General features: G+C 43.2%; 8 protein-coding genes and 2 tRNA genes. 8 read left to right on the top strand and 2 right to left on the bottom strand.

Annotation, left to right across the window (positions count from 1 at the left end; genetic code table 11):
* Positions 1 to 2: 2 nt before the first annotated feature.
* The 3 genes from Q7P33_RS15320 (at position 3) to Q7P33_RS15310 (ending at position 7,231) form a co-directional block, all read left to right on the top strand.
* Positions 3 to 4,238 carry a 2-hydroxyacyl-CoA dehydratase gene (locus tag Q7P33_RS15320; protein WP_303871617.1) on the top strand — a complete coding sequence of 1,412 codons (4,236 nt, stop codon included), beginning with the start codon at positions 3 to 5 and terminating at the stop codon, positions 4,236 to 4,238.
* A gap of 536 nt (positions 4,239 to 4,774) precedes the next feature.
* Positions 4,775 to 5,470: a winged helix-turn-helix domain-containing protein gene (locus Q7P33_RS15315; RefSeq protein WP_303871616.1), complete on the top strand. Its 696-nt coding sequence runs from the start codon at positions 4,775 to 4,777 to the stop codon at positions 5,468 to 5,470.
* A 6-nt stretch (positions 5,471 to 5,476) separates the two neighbouring features.
* Positions 5,477 to 7,231: an ATP-binding protein gene (locus tag Q7P33_RS15310; RefSeq protein WP_303871615.1), complete on the top strand. Its 1,755-nt coding sequence runs from the start codon at positions 5,477 to 5,479 to the stop codon at positions 7,229 to 7,231.
* A gap of 249 nt (positions 7,232 to 7,480) precedes the next feature.
* On the opposite strand, the gene Q7P33_RS15305 is transcribed toward Q7P33_RS15310, so the two are convergent.
* Both Q7P33_RS15305 and Q7P33_RS15300 read right to left on the bottom strand, forming a co-directional pair.
* Entirely contained in the window at positions 7,481 to 8,017 is a 537-nt protein-coding gene (locus Q7P33_RS15305; RefSeq protein ID WP_303871614.1) for a Gx transporter family protein, read from the bottom strand.
* On the bottom strand, positions 8,017 to 8,361 hold the full coding sequence (locus Q7P33_RS15300) for a NusG domain II-containing protein (RefSeq protein ID WP_303871613.1): 345 nt from the start codon (positions 8,359 to 8,361) through the stop codon (positions 8,017 to 8,019). The genes Q7P33_RS15305 and Q7P33_RS15300 overlap by 1 nt, the downstream gene beginning before the upstream one ends.
* 141 nt (positions 8,362 to 8,502) lie before the next feature.
* Here Q7P33_RS15300 and Q7P33_RS15295 point away from each other — a divergent pair, with 141 nt between their 5' ends.
* The 5 genes from Q7P33_RS15295 (at position 8,503) to Q7P33_RS15275 (ending at position 11,807) form a co-directional block, all read left to right on the top strand.
* Positions 8,503 to 9,573, top strand: coding sequence for an FAD:protein FMN transferase (locus Q7P33_RS15295; RefSeq protein WP_303871612.1), 1,071 nt, complete (start codon positions 8,503 to 8,505; stop codon positions 9,571 to 9,573).
* Between the two features lie 78 nt (positions 9,574 to 9,651).
* The gene (locus Q7P33_RS15290; protein ID WP_303871611.1) at positions 9,652 to 10,809 is read left to right on the top strand and encodes a M20 family metallopeptidase; all 1,158 of its coding nucleotides are present in this window, start codon (positions 9,652 to 9,654) and stop codon (positions 10,807 to 10,809) included.
* A 14-nt stretch (positions 10,810 to 10,823) separates the two neighbouring features.
* Positions 10,824 to 11,567 carry a class I SAM-dependent methyltransferase gene (locus Q7P33_RS15285; RefSeq protein WP_303871610.1) on the top strand — a complete coding sequence of 248 codons (744 nt, stop codon included), beginning with the start codon at positions 10,824 to 10,826 and terminating at the stop codon, positions 11,565 to 11,567.
* 74 nt (positions 11,568 to 11,641) lie between these two features.
* A tRNA-Val gene (locus Q7P33_RS15280) sits at positions 11,642 to 11,717 on the top strand.
* Positions 11,718 to 11,730: 13 nt separating this feature from the next.
* Positions 11,731 to 11,807 (top strand) — tRNA-Asp (locus tag Q7P33_RS15275).
* The last annotated feature ends 195 nt before the right edge of the window (positions 11,808 to 12,002 follow it).

Below are 12,002 nucleotides of genomic sequence, written 5' to 3'. Positions count from 1 at the left end.
ACATGAAAAGCAATTATAAAATGGGCATCGACATCGGCTCCACCACCATTAAGGTGGTGGTGATTGACAAAAAAAACGAAATCATCTTTGAGGAATACCGGCGTCATTTGTCAAACATCAAGGTCACTATCATCAATCTTTTAAAAGAAACCTACCAAAAACTGGGAGATTTACAGACTCGGGTTTGTGTCACCGGTTCCGGTGGGCTGATGATCTCTCAATGGCTTGGCATTCCCTTTGTTCAGGAAGTGGTCGCCAGTACACTGGCGGTGGAACGGGTTATTCCCCAAACCGAGGTGGCTATTGAGTTGGGTGGTGAAGATGCCAAGATCACCTTTTTTTCCGGTACCATTGAACAGCGAATGAATGGTACCTGTGCCGGGGGCACCGGCGCCTTTGTCGATCAGATGGCAACGCTTTTAAAAACCGATGCTGAGGGACTCAACGAATTATCCAAAACCCATACGATGATTTATCCGATTGCCTCCCGCTGCGGGGTTTTTTCGAAAACCGATATCCAGCCGCTGATCAATGAAGGGGCAGAGAAAGCCGATATTGCTGCGTCAATTTTTCAGGCGGTAGTCAATCAAACGATCAGTGGCCTGGCCTGTGGTCATCCGATCCGTGGGAATGTGGCTTTTTTAGGGGGACCGCTTTATTTTCTGTCAGAATTACGAAAGCGGTTTATTGAAACCCTAAAACTGACTGAGGAGCAGATTATTTTTCCAGAAAAATCCAATCTTTTTGTTGCCATGGGGGCGGCTTATTCGGCTGAAAAAGAAGCGCCAATGAATTTTGCTGATCTGGTTGAAGCAGTGGAAAATCTTGATGCGGTATCAGAAAATGAAGTCGGTCGGCTGGAGCCGCTGTTTCGGTCGCGGGAAGAACTGCAGCAGTTCCGGCAACGACATGATCAAAACCAGGTTGTCAAAAGAGCGTTACAAGATCATTCGGGTTGCTGTTTTTTAGGAATCGATGTGGGTTCCACCACCACCAAGGCGGTTGTCATTGATAACGATGGTGCCTTGCTGTACAGTTATTATGGTGGCAACGAGGGCAGTCCGCTGGCCCAGTCGATCAAAATTATCAAACAAATCTACGAATCACTGCCAACTGATGTCTATATCGGCAAGTCGACGGTTACCGGTTATGGTGAAAGTCTGATCAAAAAAGCCCTAAAAATCGATATCGGCGAAATTGAAACCATTGCCCATTATAAGGGGGCTAAATATTTTTGTCCTGAGGTTGATTTTATTCTTGATATTGGCGGCCAGGATATGAAATGCATGAAGATTAAAAATGGCACCATCGATAGTATCATTCTCAATGAAGCCTGCTCCTCGGGTTGTGGTTCATTTTTAGAAACCTTTGCCAAATCTCTGGATCTTGACATGCAAGCCTTTGTGGATGCTGCCTTGATGGCAGAAAACCCGGTGGATCTGGGTACCCGCTGCACAGTTTTTATGAATTCCAAGGTCAAGCAGTCCCAGAAAGAAGGGGCTGAAGTCGGAGACATCTCAGCCGGTCTGTCTTATTCGGTTATCAAGAACGCTTTACAGAAGGTGATAAAAATTCATAACCCCAAAGAATTGGGTGAACATATCATTGTTCAGGGGGGCACCTTTAATAATCAGGCGGTGCTGCGGACTTTTGAAAAAATCACCGAAAAAGAGGTTATTCGTCCGGATATCGCAGGCTTGATGGGCGCTTTTGGTGCAGCGCTGATTGCCCGGGAAAATTATCTCCCTGGAGAACGGAGTCATCTTTTAGATGTAGAAGCGCTGGACGATTTTGCTGTCGAAGTCAGCCACAAACGTTGCGGCGGCTGCAGTAACAATTGTCTGTTGACGATTAACCGCTTTAACGACGGCAGTCGTCATATTACAGGAAATCGATGTGAGATTGGTGAAGGGAATGTTAAAAAGAATGCCGAGCTGCCCAATCTCTATCAATACAAGTATCAGCGGATCTTTAATTATACCTCGCTGGTTGAAGCAGAAGCACCTAGAGGCAGTATCGGGATCCCCCGGGTACTAAATCTCTATGAAAATTATCCCTTCTGGCATACCTTCTTTACCCATCTGGGATATCGGGTGGTGTTATCGCCGGAATCGAATCGCAAGATCTATGAAAAAGGCATGGAGAGTATTCCGTCAGAGTCAGTCTGTTATCCGGCTAAACTGGCCCATGGTCATATTCAGGCGCTGCTGGATCAGGGCATTAACCTGATTTTCTATCCTTGTATTCCTTACGAGGAACAAGAATTTGACGACGTCGATAACTGGTACAATTGCCCGATTGTCATGTCCTATCCGGAAACCATCAAGCATAATCAGGATGATGTTCAAAAAGTTGGTATCACTTTCTTGAATCCTTTTTTGCCCTTTGACAATGATCAGCGTCTGGAAGAACGGTTGGCTGAAATTTTTGGCGCTTACGGCATCAATCAACAGGAAATTGCCGTTGCCATGAAGGCGGCCACTGCTGAGAAAGAAGCCTTCCGTCGGGACATGGAGAAAAAAGGCGAAGAGACCATTGCTTATTTAAAAGAGACCGGGCAAAAAGGCATCGTTTTGGCGGGCCGACCTTATCATATCGATCCGGAGGTCAATCATGGTCTGGATCATATCATTACGGGTCTGGATATGGCGGTGCTTACTGAAGATGCGATTGCTCATCTTTATCATCCCAAAGCAGATGAGCGTTTTCGGGTTCTGGATCAATGGAAATACCACAGTCGTCTATATAAGGCGGCTGAGGTGGTCAATCAACATGATTTTCTGGAGCTGGTGCAACTGACCTCCTTTGGCTGTGGACTGGATGCGGTGACCTCGGAACAAACCCAGGAAATTCTGGAGAGTCACGGTAATATTTATACACTGATTAAAATTGATGAGGTCAATAATCTCGGTGCCATCCGAATCCGGATGCGGTCGCTCAAAGCGGCAATGATCGAACGCGAAAAAAATAATATTGTGGTGGCACCAACTCCGATGAAACAACGGGTGGTCTTTACCAAAGCGATGAAAAAGAATCACACCCTGCTGGCGCCGCAGATGTCCCCGATCCATTTTGATTTTCTGGAAGAGGCCATGGAGAAATATGGTTATCATATTGAAGTGATGCCCAGCGTGGATAATGCTGCCATTGATGAAGGCTTAACCTATGTTAATAACGATGCCTGCTATCCTACCATTATTACTACCGGGCAGATTATGGCCGCCCTGAAATCAGGAAAATATGATCTCGATAATGTGTCGGTATTGATGACTCAGACCGGAGGACCCTGTCGGGCCTCCAATTATGTGGCATTTATCAGAAAAGCCCTGGAATCAGCCGGAATGTCTCAAATTCCGGTAATTTCCCTGAGTGCGATTGGTCTGGAAAAGAATCCCGGGTTTAAACTCAGTCTGCCGCTGCTGACCCGGCTATTAGTAGGGATTGTTTATGGTGATCTGCTGCAACGGGTTGTCAGTGGTACGAGACCTTATGAGCTCCATCCCGGATCAACTGAAGAATTATACCAACATTGGCGAAAAAAAATAAAAGCGGGCATGAAAAACGGAAATCTCCGGGATTTCAAAGAAAACGTGCGGGCGATTGTCAATGAATTTGATGCCCTGCCCCGAAGTGATAAAAAATTGCCCAAGGTGGCCATTGTCGGCGAAATTCTGGTAAAATACCACCCCACTGCCAACAATAACCTTCAGGCAGTGCTGGAAGCCGAAGGGGCTGAGGTGGTGATGCCGGATTTGATGGACTTTTTCCTGTACTGTTGTTACAACCAGGTCTTTAAATATGAAGAATTATCCGGTAAGCGAAAATCAATGAAGAGAGCCAAGTTAATTATTCAGTTACTGGAGTTTTCCCGCAAAAATATGAAAAGTGCGCTGGAAGCAAGCACCCACTTCCATGCTCCCTCGACCATTGAGAAAAAGGCTAAAAAAGCCCAGGAACTAATTTCCCTGGGAAATCAAGGCGGTGAGGGTTGGTTCCTGACGGCGGAAATGATGGAGCTGATCGATGATGGGGTCGAAAACATTGTTTGTGTCCAGCCCTTTGCCTGTCTACCCAATCATGTCATGGGAAAAGGAATGATCAAACCGATCCGTCACAGATACCCACTGGCAAACATTGCCCCCATCGACTACGATCCGGGTGCCAGTGAAGTCAATCAGTTAAACCGCATCAAACTGATGATGGAAACGGCCAAACGGAATCTGGAACGGAAGAACTAGGAAAACCGATTCGTTTGGTTTGACGGAAATTGTAGAAATGGTACTAACATAGTACCGACAATTTTTACATCATGTTGTACGCATCGGAGCGGACACGGCAGCGCCTGTCCGATTTACGCGCAGGCAACGAGCCAATCACAAGCTGGCTTGTAGTTGGCGACTGCCCGCGACCAATGCGAAAGGAGCAAAGCGGATTTCGCATGGCGCGGCGAACAACAGATTAAAAATTGGTCGGTACGGGAGTTTAGCGACATCCTAAGATTGGCTTGACAGCCAGTCTTAATTTTTTGTAAAAAAAAGAACCGCTTCAGAAGAAACAGCTCGTTTTTCTAAATGAAAAAGGGGAGTAATTCATTTAGCGATAAAGGATTATATGTGATAAATTCATTATATGAAGAAGGAACAAAGAATACAATCATTATTTTTTCTATAACGTTTTCAGAATTATGTAATAGTTTACAATTTAATCAAAAATTTACATAATTGAATTTGCGGATGTGTTATAATTTCATTATACAAAAAATGAAGGAGTCATAATGAAAAAAATATTGATAATCGAAGATGAACTAAATATATATGAACTGATTAAATTTAACTTGGAAACTCATGGGTTTGAAGTCGATGGCGTTCAGGATGGCGCTCAAGCCATTGCAAAGATACTGGAAGTATTGCCGGATCTGATCATTCTGGATCTGATGTTGCCGGGAAAAGATGGCATCAGCATTTGCCGGGAGATTCGTGCCAATAACGTTATTTCATACATTCCGATTATTATGTTGACCGCCAAAAGCGAGGAATTCGATAAAGTGCTGGGGCTGGAAATTGGTGCCGATGACTATATTACCAAGCCTTTTGGTGTCAAAGAACTATGTGCCAGGGTCAAGGCAGTTTTAAGACGGACGGAGATTCTTTTATCCAAGGAGGATGAAGCCATTGTGGTAGGGGATCTTCAAATCGATCCCAAGGCCTTTGAAGTTTATCAAAATGGCGAAAAACTATCCTTAACCCTCAAGGAATATGAACTGCTGGTTTTTTTGGCCAAACACCGGGGCCAGGTCTTGACCCGTGATCAGCTGCTGGATCAGATCTGGGGTTTTGACTATTATGGGGAAACGCGCACCGTGGATGTCCATATCCGCTATTTAAGAAAAAAAATCGAGGAACAATCTGAAGATGGCAAAAAATATATCGAAACCGTCCGGGGGGTTGGCTATCGTTTTATTGAAAAATAGGAGCACATGATGAAGAAACGTCTGTCTATTTCACTGACTGTCATAATTATTGTCAGCATCACAATCTGTGGTTTGTTCACTACCATCAGCTATCGTCAAAGTTATTATGCCGACACTGAGAGTAACATCAAAAAGAGCAGTAACTATATTAAGGATTACCTGTTACCGGACTTTCTGGAAACGGGAAACAAAGAAAACTTGGATAATTTTGCCCAAAGTACCAATGTGCGGATGACAATTATTAACACCCAGGGGGATGTCATATACGAATCCGTTCAGGGTTTGGGCGCACTGGAAAACCATAAAAATCGACCGGAGATTCATGGTGCAATGGCTGGTGAACAGACAACTGAGGTGCGATTTTCCAATACCATCAAGGACGAAATGATCTATGTCGCTACCCCCTATTTTGATGAAGATAAGGAAGTAGCGGCAGTACTACGTATATCGATGCCGGTAAATGCCATGGATGATGCAATGTTTGAAATGATCAACAATATTATTTTTGTGATCCTAACCACAATCATGGCAACGACTTTGTTAATAAATTACTTTATCAACAGAGAAATGAAACCGCTGGAAGAAGCCTCTGTTTTTGCCAGAGAAATCGCCTCAGGCAAGTATGGACAGCAACTGACGATGATTCGGGAAGATCAGATCGGAGAGCTGGTGGAATCGCTCAATCAGATGTCAATCCAATTGAACAACTCTTTTACGGAGATGAACCAGAAGAATGCCGAACTAACTGCGATCTTGTCCAACATGAATCATGGGGTCATTGCCATTGATAAAAAACATCACATTGTTCATTTAAACGAAGCGGCTCGGAAGGTATTGCGGATTCCAAAAAACGAACATGTGATTGGCCATAATATTCTGGAAGTTTATCGGGAGTCTTTTATTCTGGAACTGATGAATTATCTGGAGAACGATCCCAGTGAAAAATTAAGCTTTGAATCACGGATTCATTCAAATCAAGTTTTGCGGGTTTATATCAACCATATCGAAGAAAATAATAGCATCAACGGTCATATTATTATTTTTGAAGATATCACTCTGTTGAAAAATCTCGAAAAAATGCGCCGTGATTTTGTGGCTAATGTGTCACATGAGCTTAAAACCCCGATTACCACCATCAAAGGTTTTATCGAAACCATTCAAGTCAATCAAATCACGGATCCGAAAACGTTGGAGCGCTTTTATTCGATTATTTATGAAGAGAGTGATCGCCTCAGTCGCCTTGTCAATGATATTCTGGTTTTATCGCATCTGGAAAACAAAGGGGGATTTGAAAGAAGTTTCGAGTTGCTGCACGTCGAGCTGGAAATTAAGCAGATTTTTGATATTTTAAAGTTGTGTGCCGAAGAAAAATCCATGACTTTGATATTAAACTGTGACGAATCGATTGAATTGGAGTTCGTCGCTGATGAATTCCGACAGATGATGATCAATCTCATCGATAATGCCATCAAATATTCGGAGCCGGGTAATCGTGTGGAGGTCACCATAGCGGAGCAAGAAGAGCATATTATTATCCAGGTTCGGGATTATGGTTATGGGATACCGGAAAAAGATGTTGATCGAATTTTTGAGCGGTTTTATCGGGTGGATAAGAGTCGCTCCAAGGAAAAAGGGGGTACCGGTTTGGGACTGGCGATTGTTAAACACATTGTTCACAACAACCGTGGTACGGTTGCCGTATCGAGCCAGGTAGGCGAAGGTACCGAATTTATAATCACTTTACCAAAATTTAAAGATTAATAAAGGTGCTGTTAAACAACCGTACCGACCAATTGTTAATCTGTTGTTCGTTGTGCCATGCGAAATCCGCTTTGCTCCTTTCGCATTGGTCGCAGGCAGTCGCCAACTACAAGCAAGCTTGTGATTGGCTCGTTGCCTTTGCGCAGAATCGGACAGGCTTTGCCGTGTCCGCTCCGATGCGGACAACATGATGTAACAATTGTCGGTACTGCTTTATAGCATATAAAATAGACGGTCAATTTTGATCGGCTATTTTTTTTGAGGCAGGTTCAGTTTTGAGAAGATGGTGGTTTTGCCAAGCAGACGCATCAACTCCCGGGCAGTGACGCCGATAAAAATTCCGGTGGGAATGGCCAATACCATCAGGAATAGAAAATAAAGCAGCAGACTGGTGGTTTGCACGACAATGGCAGCCACGATAACCTGACCGAGATTGTGTGAAATGGCCCCGAAAACACTGACGAGGATAATTGAAATTTTGTCTTTCAAAAAATGCAACAACAAACTCATGACCAGTAGACTTAGAAGGCCGCCTCCAAGACTGTAGACAATCGAAAAGCCGCCACCAAAGAGGAAGCCTGATAAAAAAATCCGGGCGATCACCACCAGTAAAGTCAGCGGCCAACCCAGAGTCAACAGCGAGACCAAGGTAATAATATTGGGTAGACCGATTTTAGCTCCAGGAATAGGCAGTGGCAGTGGAATCAAGCTTTCTATATAACTGAGAATCAGAGCCATTGCCACATAAAGACTGAGAATAACCAGTCGGTAGGCTTTTGAAGTCATCAGGAGTCACCGGTGATGACTTCCACAACCAGCTTGTGTGGTAGACAGACAATGGTTTCCCCGGGACTGGAAATAGGATAGGTTTTCACACAAATATGGTCGGGACAGTCAGCCGCCACCATTTTGGCAGAGCCGTCCGTAATTTCAAGTGTATTAAAACCGGATGCATCCGTAAAGGTTTCGGTGCGATCTTCTGAAAGGGGGAAAATGCCAAGAACCTCGCCCTGACGGGTGACTCGAACCGAAAGGGGAGAGTCCGTTGCATTGATTAAATAAAAAGCGGCAATGCCGATTAAACTGACAGCAAGTAAGCCGACAATGATGATGATTTCATTTTTTTTCATGGAAACCTCGTTTAATTTTATTGAGAACGCTCTTATTTTATCTGAAAAAAACCGGATGGTAAAGTCTTTACCATTTTTTTATGCTTTTTTTCAGAGACTTTGGTATAATACATTTATTTGTTAAAGGAACAGGTGTGATAGATGAAGCAAATCGGCAAAAAAAATTGGGGATGGAGAATTACTGGAACTGGGATTGTGTTTTTACTTCTGGTTGGGTGTTTATCGGGCTGCAATCAAGGAAAAACTATTTCCCGGAGTGATTTTTTGCTGGATACATTTGTTAGTATCACTCTTTTTGGGGAGTCGGATGAGCAGTTGTTGGATCAACCGTTTGAACGTATTGCAGCATTAAATAGCATTCTCACTGCCTTTGAAACCGGTAGTGATTTGGATCTGATTAAAGAGAATGCTGGGATCAAGCCAGTTACGGTGTCTGATGATACTTATCGTATTATCGAAAAGAGTCTGGATTATTCTAAAAATTCCGGTGGATATTTTGATGTGACCATCGGTCCCCTCGTAGATCTCTGGGGGATTCACTCACCAGAAACTAAAGAAGCGCCTACGCTGGAGGCAATTAATGCGGCAAAAGCAAAAATCGACTATACAAAAATTATCTTAAATCCAGATGATCAGTCTGTTTATTTAACTGACACCGGGATGTCTGTGAATCTGGGAGCGATAGCCAAAGGTTATATTGCTGATGAAGTGATGGCGGTTCTTAAATCCGAAGGCGTGAAGCATGCGATTGTTAATCTCGGTGGGAATGTACTGGTGATGGGTGGCAAAGCTGATAACAGCGATTTCGGGGTTGGAGTTGAAGATCCCAGGAATCCTGGCAATGGATATTTGGGGGTGCTATCCATCAAAGATGGATCGGTAGTGACTTCGGGAGATTATCAGCGCTATTTTGTCGATGCCGCTGGAAACAAGTACCATCATATTTTAAATCCGTTTACCGGCTATCCAGCGGATTCGGGATTGATTCAGGTAACTGTGGTTACAAATGCTTCCATCGATGCGGATAGCCTATCGACAACGTTGTTTTTATTGGGGTTGGATGGAGGGCTGAAAAAAGTTGAAGCGCTACCGGATGTGGACGCTATTTTTATCACAAGTGAAAACAAGATTATCGTTACCAGTGGTTTAAAGGATGCATTTGTATTTGATGAAGAAAATTACGGCAATACATACACCATAACAATACGTTAAAAAGTGTTCTATTATCGATCAGGGTATGATCGATTGGAGTTTTAACGGCTTGAAAAAAGAAAACTTAGAAGGATCGAAATGTTATATAGTGAGATAGAAAAAAAATATCATAATGAAGCAATACGATTACGGCGCGACCTCCACCGCATACCGGAAGAAGGATTTGATTTACCAAAAACTCAGAAATATCTGATCCGTTATCTCAACAATCTGGGATATCAGCCGGAAAAAGTTTGTGGAGCGGGTCTGATACTTTATATTAAGGGGCAGTGTAATGATGATGCCATCGCTTTTCGTGCCGATATGGATGCCCTCTGCATCAAGGAAGAAGCCAACCACGAGTATGTTTCCCAACATCCCGGATGGATGCATGCCTGCGGACACGACGGACATATGACGATGAACCTGTTGTTGGCTAAATATCTGGCCGATTTTCCTGATCAACGAAAAAGAAGTGTTTTATTAATCTTTCAGCCTGGAGAAGAAGGACCCGGGGGAGCAAAACCGATGATTGATGCTGGGATCTTTAAAAAATATCCGGTAAGAGCCATTTTTGGTTATCATCTGTTTCCTTTCATTCAAGAAGGCAAATTGGCAACAAAAGCCGGGCCGATGATGGGTCAGAACAGTGAGTTTTTTATCACCGTGCATGGGGTCAGTGGTCACGCTGCGGAACCACAACGGTCAATGGATGCCATTGTTGCCAGTGCGTCATTAATCACCTGTTTACAGAGTATTGTCAGTCGCAACACCAATCCCATGGAAAGTGTGGTGATTTCCATTGGCTTACTCAATGGAGGAACCCGGGTAAATGTCGTGGCCGATCAGGTTAAACTTGGTGGGACGATCCGTTCGTTCAGCGAAAAAAACCATCAAAAACTGCACCGGCGGATCGAAGAAGTTGTTAAAGGCGTAGAACTGACCCACGGCTGTAATGTTGATCTGGAGTTTGTCGAAATGTATCCGCCGGTTATTAACGATGAAAAGCTCTATCAGATTTTTAGAGAACAAATCCCTCCAGAAAGCCAGGTTCGATTTCGAAAAGTCATGCTGTCGGAAGATTTTTCTTTTTATCAGAAAGAAGTACCAGGCTTATATATTGGTTTGGGAACCGGGAATGCTGAAAAAGGGTTTGATAAAAATCTGCACACTGCAGAATTCAATTTTGACGAGCAGATTTTATTAAAAGGTCTGGAAGCGTCACTGAAACTGATCGACTACACAAATAATTATTAACGAGGAGAACCAAAATGTACGAAGAATTTGCACAGGTTTATGATGAATTGATGAAAGAAATTGATTATTCAAAATGGTCTGATTATATTCAGCGGTTATTTTTAAACTGCAAGCGTGAAATAAAAAATGTTATGGAATTTGGCTGTGGAACAGGAAATATCACCTGCAATTTGGCCTTGTCTGGAATTAATATGACAGCAGTCGACTTATCTGAGACAATGCTGACCGTGGCAGATGAAAAAGCAGATCGGATGGGTCTTAAAAATATTCAGTTCTATTTAGGCGATATGAGTAATTTTCAGATTAATCAAACCTTTGATGCGGTTATTTCCTGCTGTGATAGTGTTAACTACTTACCCGATCTAGAAGCCTTACAGAGCTTCTTTTTGAGTAGTTATGAATGCCTGGAAAGCGAAGGGATTTTGCTTTTTGATGTTAATACCGTGACAAAATACAAAAAAACCATTATGGATAATACCTATGTCTATGATTTGGACGATATTTTTTGCGTTTGGGAAAATGAGCCACATTTTGATGAAAATGCGATGCATTTCAATCTGACATTTTTTGAAAAGAATAAGAATGGCACCTATAATCGCCATGAGGAGACCCAGATACAGTATTTCTATACCATTGAAGACATCCATCGGTGTCTGGCCAACATTGGCTTTAAGAATATGAAGTACTATGATTTTGGAACCTTTATGCAAGGCAGCAATGAAGGTGAACGGATTCAGGTAATCGCAGAAAAAAGATAAATTTAAAAAAATCGATAAAAATGGTTGACAATTAGTTTTTACTGCCGTATAATAACGCTTGTATCTCAACTGATGGTCGCATAGCTCAGCTGGGAGAGCACCTGCCTTACAAGCAGGGGGTCACAGGTTCGAGCCCTGTTGCGACCACCATTTTTATACATGCGGCCTGGTAGTTCAGTTGGTTAGAATGCCAGCCTGTCACGCTGGAGGTCGAGAGTTCGAGTCTCTTCCAGGTCGCCATTTAAAGTGAATAGCAATTTCTTGCTGCCCCAAGGTTAATGGAGTTCTCCGATTATTGGGTTATTAACCACGGCGTGGCAATGTTATGCGTCGGACTTTAAACGTTTAACAAAAATGGAGATAAATGAAACTATTTGATAATATGCCCAGATAGCTCAGTCGGTAGAGCAGGGGACTGAAAATCCCCGTGTCGGT

It is taken from the genome of Acetobacterium wieringae, assembly GCF_026646375.1.
In the GTDB taxonomy this organism is placed as follows: domain Bacteria; phylum Bacillota; class Clostridia; order Eubacteriales; family Eubacteriaceae; genus Acetobacterium; species Acetobacterium wieringae_A.
The sequence above is the reverse complement of the archived record's forward strand: the minus strand, read 5'-3'. Positions and strand labels throughout refer to the sequence as shown.

Coding starts and splice junctions, on each gene's coding strand:
- Q7P33_RS15320 (WP_303871617.1), top strand. CDS start 3: ATGAAAAGCAATTATAAAATGGGCATCGACATCGGCTCCACCACCATT.
- Q7P33_RS15315 (WP_303871616.1), top strand. CDS start 4,775: ATGAAAAAAATATTGATAATCGAAGATGAACTAAATATATATGAACTG.
- Q7P33_RS15310 (WP_303871615.1), top strand. CDS start 5,477: ATGATGAAGAAACGTCTGTCTATTTCACTGACTGTCATAATTATTGTC.
- Q7P33_RS15305 (WP_303871614.1), bottom strand. CDS start 8,017: ATGACTTCAAAAGCCTACCGACTGGTTATTCTCAGTCTTTATGTGGCA.
- Q7P33_RS15300 (WP_303871613.1), bottom strand. CDS start 8,361: ATGAAAAAAAATGAAATCATCATCATTGTCGGCTTACTTGCTGTCAGT.
- Q7P33_RS15295 (WP_303871612.1), top strand. CDS start 8,503: ATGAAGCAAATCGGCAAAAAAAATTGGGGATGGAGAATTACTGGAACT.
- Q7P33_RS15290 (WP_303871611.1), top strand. CDS start 9,652: ATGTTATATAGTGAGATAGAAAAAAAATATCATAATGAAGCAATACGA.
- Q7P33_RS15285 (WP_303871610.1), top strand. CDS start 10,824: ATGTACGAAGAATTTGCACAGGTTTATGATGAATTGATGAAAGAAATT.